The organism is Gordonia sp. NPDC003376, from assembly GCF_053589235.1.
On the sequence record NZ_JBSFRM010000004.1, the window covers coordinates 25,301 to 44,758 of the forward strand.

Below are 19,458 nucleotides of genomic sequence, written 5' to 3' on the forward strand. Positions count from 1 at the left end.
GCGACGAGGCGTGTCGAAACCTCTGTCGGCTGGGGTCGCCGACGCGACCACCTCGGAAGTGGTCACCGTCCAGCGCAGGTTACCGAGATTTCGACTGGGGTCCTCGCTGCGCTCGGTCCCGGCTCGATCACCGGTTGGGGGCTCGCGGTTCGATCAGCAAGGGGCGGTTGGTGGTTGAGCCGATGAGGAGCGCAGCGACGAGGCGTGTCGAAACCTCTGTCGGCTGGGGTCGCCGACGCGACCACCTCGGAAGTGGTCACCGTCCAGCGCAGGTTACCGAGATTTCGACTCGGGTCCTCGCTGCGCTCGGTCCCGGCTCAATCACCGGTGGGGGCTCGCGGCTCGATCACCGGTGAGGGTTCCCGGCTCGATCAGCGGTGAGGGCTCGCGACTTGGCCGGCGGTGGGGTACCTGCTCCGGTCACCGTGGCACAGACGCCACCGACACCCCGGCGCGGCGAAGTGCCTCGCGTACCTCGCGTGCGTGCTCGACGGCACCGGGGGTGTCGCCGTGTAGGCACACCGACTCGGCCTCGACTCGCAGGTCGCTGCCGTCGATCGCGGTCAGCGTACCGCTGGTGACGAGGTCGACGACGCGTCGGGCGATGGCGGCGCTGTCGGTGAGCACCGCACCGGCCTCGGTACGCGGTACCAGTGTGCCCTCCGGGGTGTAGGCCCGGTCGGCGAAGGCCTCGGCGATCACCGGGAGTCCGGCGCGGGTGGCGCGATGCAGGACGGGTGAGCCTGCCAGCCCCATCAGCGGTAGGGTCCCACCCAGCTCGAGCAGGGCGCGGATCACCGAGTCGGCCTGCCGTTCGTGGTGGACGATCGAATTATACAGCGCTCCATGGGGTTTCACATAGGTCACCGACGTCCCGACCGATCTCGCGATGGCCTCGAGGGCGCCGATCTGGTACAGGATGTCGGCGGTCAGCTCGGCGGGGGCGATGTCCATGAACCGGCGCCCGAATCCCTGCCGGTCGGGGTAGGACACCTGCGCACCCACCCGCACACCCGCGGCCGCGGCGGCACGGCAGGTGGCGAGCAGTTCGGCCGGCGTACCGGCATGGAAGCCGCACGCCACGTTGGCGCTGGTGACGATCCCGAGCATGGCCTCGTCGTCGCCGACGCCCTCGCCGAGGTCTGCGTTGAGATCGACGGTCACCGAGGAGTGAGCAATTCCCGACACATCCGCATTGTAGATTCGGATCCATGGCTCTGATCGACCCCAAGGTCACCACCCTCGACGGCATCGTCGGCGGCGTCCGCGGTCGCCGCCTGCGCCGCGGCACCATCAGCTGGAAGGGCATCCCCTTCGCGGCGCCGCCGGTCGGCGGCGGCCGGTTCGACGCGCCGCAGCCGGTCACCCCGTGGCCGGGGGTGCGGTGGTGCACCGGCTTCGGTGACGCCGCGGTCCAGGAGAAGTTCGTGACGGCCACCGGGCCCGGTCGTTTCCAGCCGACCGGCGAGGACTGTCTGACCCTCAACGTCTATTCCCCGGAACAGACCGCCACGCGTCCGCGGCCGGTGATGGTGTTCATTCACGGTGGCGCCTACATTCTCGGCACCGCCGCCACACCGATCTACGACGGCACCTTCCTCGCCCGTGCGCAGGACCTGATCGTCGTGACCATCCAGTACCGGTTCGGCCCGTTCGGCATGCTCGACTTCAGCGGCTACTCGGGTCCGGGGCGGCGCTTCGACGAGAACCCCGGACTCAAGGACATGGTTGCGGCCCTGCAGTGGGTGCAGCGCAACATCGCCGGATTCGGCGGCGACCCCGACAACGTGACCGTCTTCGGTGAGAGCGCCGGCGGCTCGGCGGTGCTGACCCTGCTGGCCACACCGCCGGCGCGCGGCCTGTTCGCCCGGGCCATCGCGGAGAGCCCGGTCGCCGACCTCGTGATCGGCAAGGACAATGCGGCACTGTTCGCCGACGAGTACCTGCGTCTGCTCGCCGATCCCACGCGTCGGAGCACCGAGATCGTCGACCGGCCCGAGCCGTTCGGCCCCGACCGGGCCCGGGAACTCCTCGACGGGGCATCGACCGGTGACCTGCACCGCGCCGGTCGTCGTCTGCTCGGCTTCGCTCGCCACGCGGGGACCGTCGATCCGTTCCCCTACGGGCCGGTGTTCGGTGGCGAGTCGCTGCCACAGGCACCCCTCGACGCTGCGCGGGCCGGTGACTCCGCCCCGGTGCCGCTGATCGTCGGCACCAACCGAGACGAGGGGATGCTGTTCGAGAAGTTCTGGAACATCCTGCCCGACCCGGAGCGCACCCTGCTGCGTGTGGAGGACGCCACCGCCCGCGACGAGATCCTCGAGGCGTACGCCGGGGGTGACGCCGATCGCATCCGGCTGGCCGCGGACGGGATCTTCTGGGCCCCGGTCGCCGGCTTCGCCGACGCCCACCGCCTCGTCGCACCCACCCACGTCTACCGCTACGACTTCTTCACCCGCGCCCTCGGTGCCGCGGGTGTGGGCGCCACCCACGCGACCGAACTGTTCGCCGTGTTCGACGCCTACCGAACCCCGATGCTCGGTGGTCTCGCCGTGGGTGACCTCCGGGCGACCCGTCGTGTCGTCGAGCAGATGCAGTCGCGCTGGGGTGGGTTCGCCCGCAACGGTGTTCCCGGCCCGGACTGGCCGGACTACGACGACGTGTCGAGGTCGGTGCTCATCATCGATCGCGAGGTCCGTGTCGAATCCGATCCCGACGGGCGGCGTCGGGAGGTGTGGCATCGCGGCCGTGGAACGTTGATCGCAGCGGCCGGCACCCCCGACCACCCCGAGGGGATCGGCGAGATCTCCGCACGCTGATCGGGGGCGCCCGGACCACGGTCTTTAGCCGGTCGAATTGAGACCCGGATGTGTGTCAATCTCGGGTGAATGTGGAATTTGTCGAAACGAACAGTGTCACGATTTGCTACGTCTTCGTGGCGCCGGTTTTACGAGTATTGGAAAACCGCATAAGTTTCTAGCTGACACGTCCACCCGCTTCGACCGCAAGGGATCTTCATGCTCCTCCGTCCGTGCATTCCCCCCGGCCAGGGGATTCGTCGAGCGGTTCGCACCGCACTCGTCTGCGTCCTCGTCGCGGCCGTGGGGGCCGGGCCTGCCGCGGTGGTCGCCGCCGCCCCGGGTGACCCGCCGCCGCCGCTCGGTCTCGAGGAGATCGGTTCCTCACCCACGGTCACGTTCCTCGGCCAACAGGGTCAGGTCAGTCTGTCGATTCCGGTGCCGCAGAACCTGACCCCCGCCGAGTTGCGTGGGACGACCAATCTGCCGGCGTTCGTGACCGGTGGTCAGGTCGACGTCATGCAGGGCGATCGACTGGTCTCTCGGACCGAGATCGACCCCCGGCCGAGTGCGCCGATCGTGATTCCCCTCGACGGACTCCGCGTCACAGACAATGCTGCCGACCTGACGTTGCGCACGTATTTGACGGTCGACGGAATCTGTCGGTTCACCCCGGATACGGCATTTCGCATCACCGATTCGACGGTGACATTCACCGGTCGAGAATCGATCCCGCGGACGGTGTCGGAGTTCCTTCCCCCCGTCCTCAGGAATCTGACGATCATCGTGCCCGACGACGTCAACGGGGCGGAGGGTGCCGCCGCGGTGGATCTCGCCGCCGCGGTCACGGCACATTACGGCACCGCCACCACCGGCATCGACACCGTCGGCCGGCCGCGATCGGACCTGCGTCCGGCGGCCGCCCCCGGTCCCCTCCAACGTCAGATCGTGATCGACTCCGACGCCGACAACGGCTTGACCCTCCGCTCCGGGCCCGGTGGCAGTACGTACCTGGTGATCGGTGGTCCCGAGGATCAGCTCGAGGTCCAGACCCAGTTGCTCACCAGCAATCTCGCCTCCATCGCGATGAGTTCCTCGGCGGTGGCGGGACCGTTGTACGACGCCCCGCAGGTCGCGATGGACGTCCAGCGGCTGTCCGACCTCGGCGTCGCCGACCAGCAGGTGATCTCGTCGTCGTGGCCGTCGATCGCGTTCGGGATCGACCAGACCCGACTGGGACGGGCGTCCCGGGATGTGCGGGTGCAACTCATCGGTTCCTATGCGCCCGCCGGTGGCGACGGCACGGTGCTGTCGGTGCGCGTCGGCGATCGCGTCCTGGCCACGCTTCCCACCGATTCGTCGGGAACGTTCAACGCGTGGGTCGACATCCCCGGTGACGCGATGAAGCGCTACACCGAGGTCACGGTGACCCTCGAACGGGGTGGCGTGCAGGAGGGGTGCGGCACCGGAACCCGATCGTCGCTGTCCCTCAGCGCCGCCGGGGAGGTCTCCACCGCCCTCGCCGATCCGCCCAGTCCGGCCGGATTCGACTCCGTGCCCCAGTCGATGATGCCGTGGGCCCAGCTCGCCTGGACCCGCGGGGACGTCGACGATGTCGCCCGCGGCGTGGCCCTCGTCGCCGGACTCGCGCACCTGTCGTCGGTGCCGCTGGGGATCGATGTGGTGCCGATGTCGGAGGCGGTGTCGTCGGAGCTCCCGGCGATCCTGATCGCCGCCGACGGCGAGGGACTGCCGGACCTGCCGCTGCCGGTGAGTTCGGACGGGTCGACGGTCACGGTCCGGTCGGCGTCGGGATCGACCTCGACGGTGACCCTCACCCCTCAGATCCGTTACGGCGCAGTGCAGGTCGCGCAGCAGGGGGGACGGACGGTCGTCGTCGCGAATTCCACCGCCGATGCCGCCGATCTGGACCGGCTGCTGACCTGGCTGTCCGCCGAGGACAGATGGCAGGGCGTCAACGGTGATGCGGTGATCCAGGTGTCCGGGCGGCAACCGGTGTACGTCGATTCCGCGAGCGCGGTGTCGGTTCCCGCCGACGACTCGTCGTTCGGCATCGGCGCCGCGACCGCGGTGGTGGTCGGGGTGATCGTGGGAGCGATGATCGTGGCAGCCGTCGTGATCCTTCTCGTCCGCCTGCGCCGGCGAACCACTCCCCGCGGTTGATGGTGTCGCGATGACGGTCACCGAACCCCGGCCGACGACGACGGCGGCGGTGCGTCGGCCCTGGGGCACACCGGCATGGACGATCACCATGCGGTGGGTCGCGCTGATCGCGACCACCGCGGTGGCATTCTGGCGGACGCTGGCGGCGCTGGTCACCGAGACCGGGGCGCAGACCCTGATCGTCATCGTCCCCGTGGTGGTGCTTCTCGCGGCGATGGCGGCGGCGGGCACCGCGTTGCGGCGTCATGACGAACCGCCCATCTACGACCGGCAGACCGACGTCATCGTCGGCGGCATCGTGCTGTTCATCGCGCTCGCCGTGGCGGTGATGGTCAACCCGCGGTACTCGCAGGCCTACCTGACGGTCCACATGGATCTGCTCAGCATGTGGTTGTTCGTCCTCGGTGCGGCGATCCTGTTGTTCGGGCTGCGCCCGGTGTCGCGCTATCGGTGGGCCTGGCTGGTGCTGCTGATGATCTGGCCGATCCCGCTGCGGGTGCTGATCCTGTCGGTCGGCCGGGGGGCGCTCGGAGCGGCCTTCCTGATGGTGCTGCTCGCCGCCGCGGCCACCGCGGTCGCGACCGGACGTACGGTCCGTCGTGGGCTGATCGGTGCAGGCCTGGCCGCGCTGGTGGGATCGCTGGCGATCGTCACGATGTATGTGGTCCTCGACATCCGTCGCCTGGTCCTGGTGGCCACGATCCCGGCACTTCTCTGCGCGGCGGTCGCGTTCAGCGTGATGTACGTCGACTATCGGCGCAGACCCGGGCGCTCCTGGAGTCCGATGGGGCGGCCGCTGCTGGACCCGACCCTACGGCGGGTCGGGCGTCCGGCGCTGCTCCTGGTGGCGGCGACGGTCCTGACGGCGTTCGTGCCGTTGCCGCAGGTGGGTACCTGGCCCAGCGCGACCATCCCCGGTATGGCGATCGGGAAGCCGCTGGTGGTGCCCGCCGGCTGGCGCCAGGCGTCCGAGCAGCGATACGAGTGGGTCCGACGACTCTACGGAACGACGTCGGTCCTCTACCGGCAGTTGCTGGTCCAGCAGGTGGGGAGCACCGCGTTCGACAAGGACGCCCGAACCCGCCGGGTGATGGTCGACTCCGTCGACGCCGCGCGACCGCTCGCGCTGGAGGTGTATCCGTACATCTTCCGCTACAACCTCGTCGGTGACCGGTTCGGGCCGGCGGTGGAGGTGCCGTTGCCGCACGGCGTGCGGTCGTGGGTGTGGAGCGTCGTCGACGACGAGCGATATCTCACCTACACCGTGCTGTCCTGGTGGTGGAACAACGGTGTGCGCACCCAGCAGATCATCATGTGGGCGGTCGACAACCATGAACCCGACGCCCAGTTCCCGCCGCCGCGGATCACGATCGGACAGAACCTGAACACCATGATGACCGTGTTCTTCCGTGGCAACGCCTCGATCGCCGACACCGACCCGGCCTACAAGGACCGTGGGCTGCTGACGTTGCTGGCCACCGATCTGGTCAACGCCCAGGTCGAGCGGGCCGGAGGTGGCGCGTGAGGCCGGTCGGCCACCGACCGGGTGGCGGCCGGCCGATCCGGGAACTCCTCGTGGACGAGGAGTATCGGGCGGTGGCGCTGCACGATGCGGTGGAGCGGCTGCGGGAGGCGGACGCGGACATGAGCGCGTCGGTGGCGTTCAATCGGCCCCAGAAGGTGGGCGGGATCGCGATCCTCGTCGTGCTCGCGGTGCTGCTCGTGTTCTTCACCGTCCCCACGCTGGCCACCCTGGTCTCGATCGCCACCCTCGGTTACGTGGTGAGCCTGCTCGACCGGCTGGTCATCTTTCGGCGGGGACTGGTCAACGGTGCCATCTCGGTGACCGACGACCAGGCGCGGGCCATTCCCGACAGCGAACTGCCCTACTACACGGTGCTGGTCCCTGCCTACGGTGAACCCGAGGTGGTCGGCGATCTGATCGAGGCGGTCGAGTCGCTGGAGTATCCGCGCGACAAGCTGCAGGTGCTCCTGCTGCTGGAGGAGGACGACGAGCCGACCATCGTCGCCGCCCGGGCGATGGAGGACGAGGGCGGGGTGGTCACCGTGGTCCTCACCCCGCCCGCCCAGCCGCGGACCAAACCCAAGGCGTGCAACTATGGACTGCACTTCGCCACCGGCGACATCGTCACCATCTTCGACGCCGAGGACAAGCCCGATCCGCTTCAATTGCGTAGGGCTGTGTGGGTGTTCGACAATGTCGGCGACGAGACGGTGGTCTGCGTCCAGGGAAAGCTCAGCTTCCACAACGCCCACGACAATCTGCTCACCCGATGGTTCACGGCCGACTACGGCATCTGGTTCGGCTTCCTGCTGCCCGGCATGATGGTCAGCCGTGCCCCGATTCCCCTGGGTGGCACCTCCAACCACTTCCGACGGGACGTCCTCGACGCCATCGGGGCGTGGGACCCGTTCAACGTCACCGAGGACGCCGATCTCGGTGTGCGGATCTCCGACCACGGCTACCGCACCGTCGTACTCGACTCGGTCACCATGGAGGAGGCCAACGTCGACGCGATCAACTGGGTACGGCAGCGCTCACGTTGGTACAAGGGCTACATGCAGACCTGGCTGGTCCACATGCGCCGGCCACTGGCGCTGTGGCGCATCCTGGGCCCGGTGGCCTGGGTGCGCTTCACGCTGTTGATCGCGGGTACCCCGCTGATCGCCGCGATGAACATGGTGTTCTGGCTGGTCCTGCTGGTGTGGATCGCCGGCCAGCCGCCGGTGGTCGCCGAACTGTTCCCGGGGCCGATCTACTACCTGGCGGGACTGTCCCTGGTGTTCGGAAACGGCGCCGCGCTGTACATGAATCTGATGGCGATCCGCGAGGACGGCCGCCCTGATCTCCTCGTCGCGGCGCTTCTGGTACCCGCGTACTGGGTGCTCATGAGTATTGCCTCGATCAAGGGGATGTGGCAGATCCTGGTCAATCCCTCGTACTGGGAGAAGACTTTTCACGGCCTGTCGACGAGTGCCGCGTCCGCGACGGCCACCGGTGACGCCGAGGAGTCGGTTGCCGACACGGGGGCGCAGCGGTGACCCGCCGACGCCGGATCGTCCTCTTCGCGGCGCTCTGGCTGCTCTATCTGGCGGTGGGTCTGTACCTCGCGCTGGTGGCGCACTTCTACTTCGGTGACGCGTTGTCGCGTGTGCAGTCGGCCCAGAGCGTGTTGTTCAGCCGCAATCCCCACCTGGCGGCCATCGGGTTCATCTTCACCCCGCTCACCGTGATCGTGCAGTTGCCGCTGACCGCGTTGACCCCCTGGATTCCGGAGATGACCACCGCCGCGGTCTCGGCGGTGATCATGTCGTCGGTGTTCATGACCGCCGCCGTCGTGCAGGTGGCGGGCATCGCTCGCGATCGCGGACTGAACCGGACGGTGTCGACGCTGGCCGTGGCCTGCTTCGCGCTCAACCCGATGGTCGTGCTGTACGCGGCGAACGGGATGAGCGAGGCGCCCTACCTGTTCTTCATCGCGCTGGCGTCCCGTCGCCTGATGCGATGGGTGGACACCGATGACGTGCACGATCTGACGGTTGCCGGTGTCGCCCTGGCATTTTCGTATCTCACCCGCTACGACGGCGGTGCCGCGGTGCTGGCCGCCGGCGGTCTGGTGGCCTGGGTCACCTACCGCCGTGACCGGCGTGTACCGGCCCCTCGCCGCGACCGCATGTGGCGTACCGCGCTCGACGTGGTGCTGGTGGTGTCCCCGGCCGCGCTGGCGTTCGTCGGGTGGGCCTTCGCCGGGTGGCTGATCACCGGGGACGCCTTCGCGCAGTTCACCTCGGAGTACGGCAATGCCGCCATCATCGAGCAGTCGGGGGGTAGCGGGTCGTCGGGAACCGCGGAGGCGCTGCGCTTCTCGATGATCGAGCTCGCCATCCTGGCGCCGCTGTTGCCGTTGCTCACGGTCGTCGTCGTCGCGCTGCGGCTGCGTTGGCGACGTGTGTACCCGCTGCTGCCCGCGCTGTTGATGATCGGTGCGGTGCTGGCCTTCCAGGTGATCAGCTATACGCGGGGATCGACGTTCGGGTTCCTCCGCTTCTACATGACCGTGATCTTGCTGGCGGCGGTGGTGGCGGTGATGTCGGTTCCCGCGCGACGTCATCCACCGGTCCGCCGGCCCGGCCCGCACATGGTCACCTCGCCGCTGCGTTCCCGCCGACGCACGCGAACGCGGACGGTGGTGGCGGCGTCGACCGCGGTGGTGGTGATGGCGGTGTCGGTGCCGGTCACCGCCTACGGCATGACCTCGCCGAAGTACGCGCCGCAGGAGTTCGCGGTGGGTTCGGTGGTGTGGCCACGGCCCGACTCGGTCTCGGAGAAGTACCTCGACGAGCGGAAGATCGTCCGGTCGTTCTCCACCGAGCGTGACCTCGCGCGGTATCTGGATCGATTGGGGCTGCCCGAGGGCAGCGTCCTGGTCGACACCGTCTACGGCTTCGCCGTGGTCGTGCAATCCACCCACCCGAAGCAGTTCGTGATCCCCTCGGACAGCGATTTCACCGCGGTGCTCAACGATCCGGCCGACCACGGGGTGCAGTTCATGCTGACGGTCCCGCGATCCGGGCGGGGGGAGTCCGACGCGCTGAACCAGCGGTACCCGACGCTGTACGAGAACGGGGCGCAGATCTCGGTACTCGCCCTGATCGCGCGTAACCAGGGCGCGGACCTGCCGGATTGGCGGATCTACCGGGTGATCGGGACCTGACCGGACCCATCCGTCGATCGGGTCGCGCTCAGTCCACCACCTCGGCGACCACGGCCCATGCCGGATCGTCGAAGCCGATGTCGTACGTGCACTCACCGGGGCGCGGATCGGGGACGAACGCCCAGAGCAGGGTTCCGGCGGCCCCGGCGGCCCGGTTGGCGTAGATCCGAGAGCGGAACGACGCGGCCCGTGCGGGCAGCGACAGGCACGACCCGCCCTTGATGCCGAGTTCGTTGACGATCAGCGGTTTGCCGAGTTCGTGGGCCTGTGCCAGACGTTCCGGCAGTGAACTGTCCGCCGGCGGGACACCCTCGGCGTCGCGGTAGTCATGGAAGTCGAGGACGTCGATGTGCGGGGACGCCCCGACGGTCAGCATGTCGCCGCCGGCGATGCCGCATTGGTCGCCCCCGGTGGTGCCGGCGAAGATCGGGTGTCGGGCGTCGATCGCGGTCAGTTCGGTCCCGACGGTGTCGAAGAAGGTACGGAGCACGGCGGCCGCGCCGGCGGGGCAGGTACGGTGCTGCCAGTCGCAGCCCTCGGCGCCACAGACCCCGGCCTCCGGTTCGCCGACGATCTCCCACCCCGCCAGGGAGCGTTCGCCTCCCCACCGCTGGACGGCGATCATCATCCAGCGCTCGAAGGTGAGGTCCGCGGGCCCCTGGTCCCGCTTCCAGCCGTCCACGTACCAGCTGCGGTCCTTGTACCGCTCGTCCTCACACGCCCCGTTCGACCCGGTCAGCACCGGTAGCACCATCCGGTCGTGGCGTGTGGCCGCGGCGAACACCGCGTCGAAGCGCGAGAAGTCGAGGCGCCCGGTCTCACGCGACGTGGCCAGCGAGGAGAACAGATTGAAACGGGTGAGGCTGCCGCGGGGGACCTGGTCGAAGTAGTGATCCAGATCGACCTCGGCGCCGCATCCGAGATTCGACGACCAGTCGGTGCCGAGTTGATAGGCGTTGAAACCTGAAGGCCACCAGGGTTTCCCGTCGAGGACCAGTCCGGTGGGGGTGGTGGCCACCCGGCCCCCGTACACGTGTGTCGGGGGAGCGGAGGGGGATGTCTGCACCGGTTCCGGTGGCGTGCACGCGGCGACCACGATGATTGCGATCAGGGTGATCACGATGCGGATCATGGGGGCGGGTCGCGGCACCCGCCGAACGTTACTCGGTCTGGCTATCGTGGCGGGGTGAGCGCAGAGCGATGTCCTCGCCGGACCGCGGCCCGGGCACGGATCATGTCGCCGGTGGTGGTGCTGGGTATCGCGCTCGGTGTCGTCGCCTGCGGTGACGATGCGGGGCCGACCGGTGCCTCGTCGACCGGTGCGCCCCAGGGCGCGGTGACGACCACCACCACCGTGACGTCGACCGGCGACACGTCCGCGGCCGCCACCGGCGCGGTGCCGGCGACCGACGCCGCCCATCCGCCGCCATACGTCGATCACGTGGAGTGGGTCCAGACCGCGGTGGGTCCGAGTCTGCAGGTCCATCCGACGCCCGACGGGCGCAGGACCTCTTCCACCGACGGGGCCGATGTCGCGTGGGCCGAGGTGCTCGGCATGGCGCCCGGTGCCGACACCCCGGGGATGCGCGCCCAGTTCGATTGCCACTGGACCTATGCGCGGCTCGTCGCCCCGGACAAGCCGAGCTGGAATCTCGAACCGCGCCGGCCGGTCGTCTCCCAGGAGGAGATGGTCGCCTCCCGCTGCAATCCCGGCGGACCTGAGGAGTAGTCCCGGAGGTGGTGGCCACGTGACGGGGTGAGGCGCGCTCGGTGCTGGTCGAGCCGGTGAGGAGCGCAGCGACGAGATGTGTCGACACCTCCGCCGGTCGATGTCGGGTGGCGACCGCTTCTGGGGTGGGGGAGGGTGTCGGCCGTCCGCTCAGGCGCGGGTCGCGTGCGTCCGGTGCCGACCGATCCAGCGGCAGATCAGGTAGATGATGAACGAGATGGTGGTGACGAACACCGACACCGGCAGTTGTGGGGCGAGCGACAGGAGCAGGCCACCGATCGCGGCGACCTCGGCGAAGATCACCGACAGCCCGATCACCACAGTGGGATTGGCCGACAACCGGGCCGCCGCCGCCCCCGGCGTGATCATCAGCGACATCACCAGCAGGGCGCCGATGATCTGCACCCCCTGTGCCGCGGCGAGCCCGATCAGGATCGCGAACACCACCGACATCAGCCGCATCGGGACCCCGTTGGCCTCGGCGACGCGTGGATCGAGTGAGGCGAACAGCAGCGGCCGGTAGATCACCGCGAGCACCACCAACACCACCGCGGTGGTGATCGCGATCGCCGTCAGACCCTGCACGCCGACGCTGACCACCTGACCGGTGAGCAGCGCGAAGCCGGTTCCGATGCGTCCGTACAGCGCGAGGAACAGCACGCCGAGACCCAGGCCGAAGGCCATCACCACACCGATCACCGAGTCGCGTTCACGGGCGCGGTTGCCCATGATGCCGAACACCGCGGCCGCGATGACCGCGCCGATCACGCCGCCGACGTTGACGCTGAATCCGATCAGCAGGGCGGCGGCCGCACCCGTCACCGACAGTTCGCTCGCGCCGTGGACGGCGAAGGACATCTGTCGCGCCACGATCATCGGCGCGAGAACACCCGACAGCAGGCCGAGGAGCGCGAGGGCGAGCAGGGCCTGCCAGACGAAGTCGTAGCCCAGGAGTCGGATGGTCTCGGAGAAGTTCCAGAAGTCGCTGATGGTGATGTCGGCGGCGGCCGCGAGCGGAGTGGTCGTCACGGGTGATCAAGCTCCTCAGGCCCCGAACAATGGGCGGTGCCCTCCTCGCCGCCTACCACCAGCAGGCGGCCGTTGACGCGGACCACCTCCACACGGCTGCCGTACAGCTCGGACAGGGTCTCGGTGGTCATCACCTCGTCGGGCGGACCGGCCAGGAACCGGCCGCCGACCAGGTACAGGACCCGGTCCACATACGGCATCACCGGATTGATCTCATGGGTGACCAGCACGATCGCGGTGCCGGCGGTGCGGCGCCTGCGGTCGATGAGCTCGACGACGCGCTCCTGGCTGGCCGGGTCGAGGCTGGCCAGGGGTTCGTCGCAGAGCAGCAGCTCGGGGTTGCCGGTGAGGGCCTGCGCGACCCGCAGACGTTGCTGCTCACCACCGGAGAGCAGCCCGACCGGGGCGTCGGCGTATGCGGACGCCCCGACCTCGGCGAGGGCGGCGTCGACCTTGCGGCGTCGCGCGGCGTATCCACGCAACCCGATGCCCCAGCGCGCACCGTCGACGCCGAAGCCGACGAGGTCACGGCCGCGCAGGGCCATCGTGTCGGCATCGGCGGCATGCTGCTGGGGGATGTACCCGACCGCCTCGGTCACCGTCATGGCACCGCCGGTCAGCCGGTACTGGCCGAGCAGCGAACGCAGGAACGACGTCTTGCCGGAGCCGTTGGGGCCGAGGACCGCGACGAACTCGCCCGCCTCGATGGTCAGGTCGAGGTCGTTCCACAGCACCCGGTCGCCGAAGGCGAGGGTGGCATGCGAGAACGTCGCAACGTGCGCGGTACTCATGGGCTGCTTGTCTTCTCGGGCGGCCGGGCGACGGCCGGGCTGGGTGGACGGGTTCCGGCGCCGACTATGCCGGGGGTGTGTTCAGCGCGTCGGTCAGCGAGGTGATCTGCCCCTGCTGCCACGCAATGTAGTCGGTGACCCCGTCGGGCAGGGTCTCGGTGAACTTCACCACCGGTACCTTGGCATTCTGTGCGACGGTGAGCAACGCCTCGGTCACCGGGTCGACGGCCTGGGTGTTGTAGATGAACACCTTGGCGGTCCGCGAGGTCAGCAGATCCTGCAGCGCGGCGCGGTCGGCGGCCGACGGCGACTGACCCTCCTCGACGGCCGAGGTGAATCCGGCCGGCGCGACGTCGACGAGTCCGGCCTCGGTGAGCATGTACCCGGCGAGCGGTTCGGTCTGGGCCACCTTGGTGCCGTTGTGGGCCTGCTTGATGTCGGCGAGCCGGGTGCGCAGTCCGGTGATCTGACCGGTGAAGCGGTCGGCGTTCTCGTGGTAGGCCGCCGCATTCGCCGAGTCCTTGTCGGCGAGGGCGTCGGCGATCTTGTCGGCGACCCGGGCGACCACGGCGAGATCGTAGAAGACGTGCTCGTTCTGGTCGCCGTGGTCGTGGCCGGACCCGGTCTCGTGGTCGGTGCCGGTCTCGTGGTCGGTGCCGGTCCCGTGGTCATGGTCGTCGCCGGCGAGCAGGTCGAAGGCGTTGATCACGGTGGCGCCGGAGTTGGCGGTGGCCCGCTCCATGTATTCGTCATAGTGGCCGCCGTTCATCACGACCACCGAGGCGTCGACAACCTCGGCGGTGTCGGACGCCGACGGTTCGAACTCGTGCGGGTCGCCGTCGGTGTTGGTGTAGAGGGCGGTCACCGTGGCGTGGTCGCCGGCGACGGCCGAGGCCACCGAACCCCAGACGTTGGTGGAGGTGACGATGGTGGGTGCGCCGCCCGAACCGTTGCCGGAATCCCCCGAACATCCGGCCAGGGTCAGCGCGGCCGCGCTCAGCAGGCCGGCTCCGACGACAAGGGCACGCCTCATATGTCCACTCCGTTCACGCAAATGACAATCGTTACCGAATGAAGTGTAGGGGATCGGTACCGACGATGCGAACACGGATCCTCAGGCCCCGCCCGGACGGGTGGCGCCGCGGCTGGTCACGGGACCGGGCGGAACGGGACGTAAGTCGGACGGCGTACGTAATTGCCTGCAGCCCAGGTGATTCCGTCGATATCGACATCGAACTCGGGGAAGCGTGCGAGCAATTCGGTGAGTGCGATACGCCCCGCCATCCGTGCGGCCGCGGCCCCCAGGCAGTGATGATCACCGCGGCCGAAGGCGAGAATCCGGCGCGGCCGGCGGGTGATGTCCAGGGTGTCGGCGTCCGCACCGAAGACCTCGGGATCGCGGTTGGCCGCGGCGTAGCAGAGCAGTACCTTGACCCCGGCCGGGATCTCCACCGCCACGTCGGGATAGGCGACCGGGCGCGTCGTCGTCCGTGCCAGTCCCTGCACCGGCGAGGTCAGCCGGAGCAGTTCCTCGAGGGCATCGGGGATCAGGTCCGGGTCGGCGACCAGCCGTGCCCGCTGGTCGGGGTGGGCGGCCAGCAGCTCCAGGCTTCCGCCGAGCAATCCCGTCGTGGTGTCGTTGCCGCCGGCGATCATGGTGAACACGAACGCCAGGATCGAGACCAGGCCCGCGTCGTCGTCGGCACGCCCGGCCGCCACCAGCGCCGACACCGTGTCGTCGCCCGGCTCGTTGCGCCGGCGGTCGATCAGCTCGGCGAAGTACGCCAGCAGCTCACCGGTCGCGGCGCCGGCCGACGCGCGCACCGGCTCCCCGTCGGCTGCGGCCGTCGGGCCCACCGCGCCGACGATCGCCGACGTCCACTCGTCGAAGTGGGCGCGATCGGTCTCCGGCACCCCGAGGTAATGCGCGACGATCATGCTGGGCAGTGGTTTGAGCAGCTCGCCGACCACGTCCAGCGGGCCGTCGGTGGAGCGGGCGGCATCGGCGAGACGGTCGAGCCGGTCGGCGACGAACTCGTGTACCTGCGGTTCCAGCGTGGTGACCTGCCGCGGGGTGAACCCGCGTGCCACCAGCGCCCGGAACGCGGTGTGCACCGGCGGGTCCTGCATCACCAGGGGCGGGTTGTCGGCCATGCCGATCGCCTCGAGCTCGCCACGGGTCACCGTCAGGCCGGCCGCCGACGAGAAGGTCGCCGGGTGACAGGCGGCGTCGGCGACGTCGGCGTAGCGGGTCAGCACCCAGTAGTCGTCGGCCGGCGTCGGGCCGGGTGAGACGTGGTGCACCGGGGAGTCCCGCCGCAACCGCGCGTACATCCCGAACGGGTCCGCCCATCCGGATCGGGAGCGCAGGCCGAACCGGGGTATCTGCCGATCGGTGTCCATGCGCCGATCATGCCGCCTGACATGACCGCGTGGACCCGGGTTCTCTAAGCTGGAGGGATGAGTTCTCCCCGGCCGCGGCGGATCGCACTGGTCTCGGTGCACACCTCCCCGCTGGCGCAGCCGGGTACCGGCGACGCCGGTGGGCTCAACGTGTATGTCTGGCAGACCGCCCAGCGACTGGCCCGTCGTGGGGTCAAGGTGGAGATCTTCACCCGGGCCACCTCCTCGGGTGACGCCCCCGCGGTCGGCGCCGCCGACGGCATCACCGTCCGCCATGTCGTCGCCGGGCCGTTCGAAGGTCTCGACAAGCGCGACCTGCCGGCCCAGCTGTGTGCCTTCACCGCCGGTGTGATGCGCGCCGAGGCGATGCAGCGCCCCGGCTACTACGACCTGATCCACTCGCACTACTGGCTGTCGGGACAGGTGGGCTGGCTCGCCCGCGAACGATGGGGTGTGCCGCTCGTACACACCGCCCACACCCTCGCCGCGGTCAAGAACGCCTCACTGGCCGAGGGGGATTCGGCCGAACCGCGCCTGCGGGTGATCGGGGAGCAACAGGTGATCGCCGAGGCCGATCGACTCGTCGCCAACACCGACACCGAGGCCGGTGAACTGATCGGGATGTACGGGGCCGACCCGTCGCGGATCGACGTGGTGACCCCCGGTGCCGATCTCGATTGCTACACACCGGGTTCGCGTGCTGCGGCGCGTGCCGAACTCGGCCTCGACCCGCATGCCGCCCTGGTCACCTTCGTCGGTCGGATCCAGCCGCTCAAGGCACCCGACGTCCTCCTCCGGGCCGCTGCACCGCTGATCGAACGATTCCGGGAGGCGGGCCGACCGCCGGTGCGGTTGCTGATCGTCGGTGGACCGTCGGGTAGTGGCCTGGAGAAGCCCACCGCCCTCATCGACCTCGCCGCCGAGCTCGGCATCTCCGACGACGTGACGTTCCTGCCGCCGCAGCCGTCGACCCGACTGGCCCAGGTCTATCGCGCGTCGGATCTCGTTGCCGTGCCCAGTTATTCGGAGAGTTTCGGCCTGGTTGCGGTGGAGGCGCAGGCCTGCGGGGTGCCGGTGCTGGCCGCCCGGGTCGGCGGGCTCGGCGTGGCGGTCGCCGACGGCCGGTCGGGCATGCTGGTCGACGGCCACCAGATCGCCGACTGGACCGCCGCCCTGGACAAGATGCTCTCCGACCCCGATCGGCTGGCCGTCCTCGGACGCGGTGCACGTGACCATGCCGCCCAGTTCTCCTGGGAGCACACCACCGACGCCCTGCTGGCCAGCTATGCGCGGGCGATGGACTCCTTCGCCGACGCCGCCTCGCTGCGTGTGGCGGTGGGTCCGCAACTGCTGCGAGCCACCCGCCGCTGGCGACGACGCAGGGCACGAACCGGACTGTGAGCCAACGGTATCCAGGGTGGTCATCGCACCCTGACGCCGGTCGTGGAAAGGATGCTGATGGGGTACACCGACAACGTCGACGTTCTCGAGAAGGTGCTCACCGAGCGTGAGATCCCGTACACCAGAAAGAGTTCCGGGGGAGCGAAGGCCGAGCACATCGTCATCGAGCTACCCGGCGAGACCAAACTCAAGACGACGGTGCTGCTGACCGCGGGCGAGCACGGCGTACGGGTCGAGGCATTCGTCTGTCGCCGTCCCGACGAGAATCACGAGGCCGTCTACCGCTTCCTGCTCAAGCGCAATCGCCGACTCTACGGAGTGGCGTACACGATCGACAACATCGGCGACATCTACCTCGTCGGCCGGATCTCCGGGGATGCGCTGTCCCATGACGAGGTCGACCGGGTCCTCGGCCAGGTCCTCGAGGCCGCCGACACCGACTTCAACAAGCTCCTCGAGATCGGCTTCATCACCGCGATCCGACGCGAGTGGGCCTGGCGCGTCGCGCGCGGGGAGTCGCTGCGCAACCTCCTGGCCTTCGAGCACCTGATCGACGAGGAGGCGCTCCCGGAGATCGCGCCCCTCGCCGGTGGATCGGCCGCCGCGGAGTCCGCCCTGACCAGGGCGGGTGAACAGGACCGACCCGGCTGAGTCCGTCGTCACATCTCGACAGTCGGTGTTGTTAGGATTGCCCCACATTCCGCACCGCCGATGGAGATGCCATGAGCTTCACGAGTCCGTTTGCCGATGTCGAGATCCCCACTGCGAGCGTCTACGAGTACTTGTTCGGCGATGTCGCCGAGCAGGATCTCGACCGCGTCGCACTGATCGACCCGAAGTCCGACAGCAAGACCACCTACCGTCAGCTGATCGGTCAGATCAACGCTGCCGCAGGTGCTTTGGCTGCCCGGGGAATCGGTGTCGGCGACGTGGTGGGGCTGCTCTCGCCGAACATCCCGGCATTCGCGACCGTCTTCCACGGCATCCTGCGGTCCGGTGCCACCGCGACCACGCTCAACGCGCTGTTCACCGCACGCGAGATCGCCAAGCAGCTGCGTGACTCGCAGGCCACGCTGCTGGTCACCATCTCGGCGCTGGCCCCGCAGGCCATCGAGGCGGCCGCCGAGGTCGGGATCCCCGCCGAGAGCGTCGTCGTCCTCGACGGTGAGGGCCTCGAGGCGTCGGGACACCCCAACGCCGTCGATCTGCTCGGCCCCAACCTGCCGGCGCCGGAGGTCTCCTTCGACCCCGCCACCCACCTCGCGGTGCTGCCGTACAGCTCCGGGACCACCGGAAATCCCAAGGGTGTCATGCTCACCCACGCCAACCTGGTGTCGAATGTGGCCCAGATCCGGCCGCTGCAGGGCATGGGTGCCGACGACGTGATCATCGCCGTCCTGCCGTTCTTCCACATCTACGGCATGACCGTGCTGCTCAATGCCGCGCTCAAGGCCCGCGCGAGCCTGGTGGTGATGCCGCGCTTCGATCTGGTCGAGTTCCTGGAGAACATCCAGAACCACCGCGTCACCTACGCTTTCATCGCGCCGCCGGTGGCCGTGGCACTCGCCAAGCATCCGGTGGTGGAGAACTACGACCTCTCGTCGCTGGAGACCATCATGTCCGGTGCCGCCCCGCTCGACGACGAACTCGGCAAGGCCGTCGGCGCGCGCCTCGATGTCAACATGCTGCAGGGCTACGGCATGAGTGAGCTGTCGCCGGTGAGTCACCTGATCCCGGTGGACATGGGCGTGCTCGGCCTGCCGAAGCCGCCGCTGTCGTCGACCGGCTGGGCTGTACCCAACTCCGTGAACAAGATCGTCGATCCCGGTACCGGCGAGGAGATCGGGCTGCCGTCGGAGGGCTTGTCGGAGCCCGGCGAGCTGTGGATCTCCGGCCCCAACGTGATGGCCGGTTACCTCAACAACGACTCGGCCACCGCCGAGACCATCGATGTCGACGGCTTCCTGCACACCGGTGACATGGCGCAGGTCGACCCGACCGGCTGCGTCTACATCGTCGACCGGCTCAAGGAGCTGATCAAGTACAAGGGCTACCAGGTGCCGCCTGCCGAACTCGAGGCACTGCTGCTGACCCACCCGAAGATCGCCGACACCGCGGTGGTCGGCACCACCGACGCAGACGGTGAGGAGATCCCGAAGGCCTTCGTCGTCAAGCAGCCGGGCACCGAGCTCGACGAGGCCGAGGTGATGGAGTTCGTCGCGGCAAAGGTCGCCCCGTACAAGAAGGTTCGCGTGGTGGAGTTCATCGAGGCCATCCCGAAGTCGGCCTCGGGCAAGATCCTGCGCAAGGATCTCCGCAAGTAGTCCCCGCGCCCGCCGATGGCCGGTACCCCGCCCGCGGGTGCCGGCCATCGGTGTCTGCCCGGC

General features: G+C 69.0%; 15 protein-coding genes. 9 read left to right on the forward strand and 6 right to left on the reverse strand.

Features of this window, described 5'->3' with window-relative positions:
- Positions 1 to 420: 420 nt before the first annotated feature.
- A complete protein-coding gene (locus ACWDUA_RS05850; protein ID WP_449750329.1) occupies positions 421 to 1,179 on the reverse strand; it encodes a LamB/YcsF family protein in 759 nt (252 codons plus the stop codon).
- Positions 1,180 to 1,211: 32 nt separating this feature from the next.
- Here ACWDUA_RS05850 and ACWDUA_RS05855 point away from each other — a divergent pair, with 32 nt between their 5' ends.
- The 5 genes from ACWDUA_RS05855 (at position 1,212) to ACWDUA_RS05875 (ending at position 9,718) form a co-directional block, all read left to right on the forward strand.
- Complete coding sequence (locus tag ACWDUA_RS05855; protein WP_449750072.1) at positions 1,212 to 2,819, forward strand: carboxylesterase/lipase family protein; 1,608 nt, start codon at positions 1,212 to 1,214, stop codon at positions 2,817 to 2,819.
- A 198-nt stretch (positions 2,820 to 3,017) separates the two neighbouring features.
- Positions 3,018 to 4,982: a hypothetical protein gene (locus tag ACWDUA_RS05860; RefSeq protein WP_449750073.1), complete on the forward strand. Its 1,965-nt coding sequence runs from the start codon at positions 3,018 to 3,020 to the stop codon at positions 4,980 to 4,982.
- Positions 4,983 to 4,992: 10 nt separating this feature from the next.
- On the forward strand, positions 4,993 to 6,507 hold the full coding sequence (locus tag ACWDUA_RS05865; RefSeq protein WP_449750074.1) for a hypothetical protein: 1,515 nt from the start codon (positions 4,993 to 4,995) through the stop codon (positions 6,505 to 6,507).
- Entirely contained in the window at positions 6,504 to 8,045 is a 1,542-nt protein-coding gene (locus tag ACWDUA_RS05870) for a glycosyltransferase (protein WP_449750075.1), read from the forward strand. Before ACWDUA_RS05865 ends, ACWDUA_RS05870 begins: the two co-directional genes overlap by 4 nt.
- Positions 8,042 to 9,718 carry an ArnT family glycosyltransferase gene (locus ACWDUA_RS05875; protein ID WP_449750076.1) on the forward strand — a complete coding sequence of 559 codons (1,677 nt, stop codon included), beginning with the start codon at positions 8,042 to 8,044 and terminating at the stop codon, positions 9,716 to 9,718. Before ACWDUA_RS05870 ends, ACWDUA_RS05875 begins: the two co-directional genes overlap by 4 nt.
- Before the next feature lie 28 nt (positions 9,719 to 9,746).
- Here the strand turns inward: ACWDUA_RS05875 and ACWDUA_RS05880 are convergent, their stop codons facing one another.
- Complete coding sequence (locus ACWDUA_RS05880) at positions 9,747 to 10,868, reverse strand: beta-mannosidase (RefSeq protein ID WP_449750077.1); 1,122 nt, start codon at positions 10,866 to 10,868, stop codon at positions 9,747 to 9,749.
- Between the two features lie 36 nt (positions 10,869 to 10,904).
- On the opposite strand from ACWDUA_RS05880, the gene ACWDUA_RS05885 reads away from it, so the two are divergent.
- Positions 10,905 to 11,447 carry a DUF2599 domain-containing protein gene (locus ACWDUA_RS05885; protein ID WP_449750078.1) on the forward strand — a complete coding sequence of 181 codons (543 nt, stop codon included), beginning with the start codon at positions 10,905 to 10,907 and terminating at the stop codon, positions 11,445 to 11,447.
- Positions 11,448 to 11,597: 150 nt separating this feature from the next.
- On the opposite strand, the gene ACWDUA_RS05890 is transcribed toward ACWDUA_RS05885, so the two are convergent.
- The 4 genes from ACWDUA_RS05890 to ACWDUA_RS05905 all read right to left on the reverse strand — a co-directional run bounded on the left by ACWDUA_RS05890 (position 11,598) and on the right by ACWDUA_RS05905 (position 15,670).
- Positions 11,598 to 12,476: a metal ABC transporter permease gene (locus ACWDUA_RS05890; protein ID WP_449750079.1), complete on the reverse strand. Its 879-nt coding sequence runs from the start codon at positions 12,474 to 12,476 to the stop codon at positions 11,598 to 11,600.
- Positions 12,473 to 13,267, reverse strand: coding sequence for a metal ABC transporter ATP-binding protein (locus ACWDUA_RS05895; RefSeq protein WP_449750080.1), 795 nt, complete (start codon positions 13,265 to 13,267; stop codon positions 12,473 to 12,475). The genes ACWDUA_RS05890 and ACWDUA_RS05895 overlap by 4 nt, the downstream gene beginning before the upstream one ends.
- 64 nt (positions 13,268 to 13,331) lie before the next feature.
- The gene (locus ACWDUA_RS05900) at positions 13,332 to 14,300 is read right to left on the reverse strand and encodes a metal ABC transporter solute-binding protein, Zn/Mn family (protein WP_449750081.1); all 969 of its coding nucleotides are present in this window, start codon (positions 14,298 to 14,300) and stop codon (positions 13,332 to 13,334) included.
- Between the two features lie 116 nt (positions 14,301 to 14,416).
- The gene (locus ACWDUA_RS05905) at positions 14,417 to 15,670 is read right to left on the reverse strand and encodes a cytochrome P450 (RefSeq protein ID WP_449750082.1); all 1,254 of its coding nucleotides are present in this window, start codon (positions 15,668 to 15,670) and stop codon (positions 14,417 to 14,419) included.
- 57 nt (positions 15,671 to 15,727) lie between these two features.
- On the opposite strand from ACWDUA_RS05905, the gene mshA reads away from it, so the two are divergent.
- The 3 genes from mshA to ACWDUA_RS05920 all read left to right on the forward strand — a co-directional run bounded on the left by mshA (position 15,728) and on the right by ACWDUA_RS05920 (position 19,395).
- Positions 15,728 to 17,071 (forward strand): D-inositol-3-phosphate glycosyltransferase, encoded by a 1,344-nt coding sequence (gene mshA, locus ACWDUA_RS05910; RefSeq protein ID WP_449750083.1) that lies wholly within the window; start codon positions 15,728 to 15,730, stop codon positions 17,069 to 17,071.
- Between the two features lie 57 nt (positions 17,072 to 17,128).
- Entirely contained in the window at positions 17,129 to 17,722 is a 594-nt protein-coding gene (locus ACWDUA_RS05915; protein WP_449750084.1) for a YbjN domain-containing protein, read from the forward strand.
- Positions 17,723 to 17,793: 71 nt separating this feature from the next.
- On the forward strand, positions 17,794 to 19,395 hold the full coding sequence (locus tag ACWDUA_RS05920) for an AMP-binding protein (protein WP_449750085.1): 1,602 nt from the start codon (positions 17,794 to 17,796) through the stop codon (positions 19,393 to 19,395).
- Positions 19,396 to 19,458 lie beyond the last annotated feature (63 nt).

Coding starts and splice junctions, on each gene's coding strand:
- ACWDUA_RS05855 (WP_449750072.1), top strand. CDS start 1,212: ATGGCTCTGATCGACCCCAAGGTCACCACCCTCGACGGCATCGTCGGC.
- ACWDUA_RS05860 (WP_449750073.1), top strand. CDS start 3,018: ATGCTCCTCCGTCCGTGCATTCCCCCCGGCCAGGGGATTCGTCGAGCG.
- ACWDUA_RS05865 (WP_449750074.1), top strand. CDS start 4,993: ATGACGGTCACCGAACCCCGGCCGACGACGACGGCGGCGGTGCGTCGG.
- ACWDUA_RS05895 (WP_449750080.1), bottom strand. CDS start 13,267: ATGAGTACCGCGCACGTTGCGACGTTCTCGCATGCCACCCTCGCCTTC.
- ACWDUA_RS05900 (WP_449750081.1), bottom strand. CDS start 14,300: ATGAGGCGTGCCCTTGTCGTCGGAGCCGGCCTGCTGAGCGCGGCCGCG.
- ACWDUA_RS05905 (WP_449750082.1), bottom strand. CDS start 15,670: ATGGACACCGATCGGCAGATACCCCGGTTCGGCCTGCGCTCCCGATCC.
- mshA (WP_449750083.1), top strand. CDS start 15,728: ATGAGTTCTCCCCGGCCGCGGCGGATCGCACTGGTCTCGGTGCACACC.
- ACWDUA_RS05915 (WP_449750084.1), top strand. CDS start 17,129: ATGGGGTACACCGACAACGTCGACGTTCTCGAGAAGGTGCTCACCGAG.
- ACWDUA_RS05920 (WP_449750085.1), top strand. CDS start 17,794: ATGAGCTTCACGAGTCCGTTTGCCGATGTCGAGATCCCCACTGCGAGC.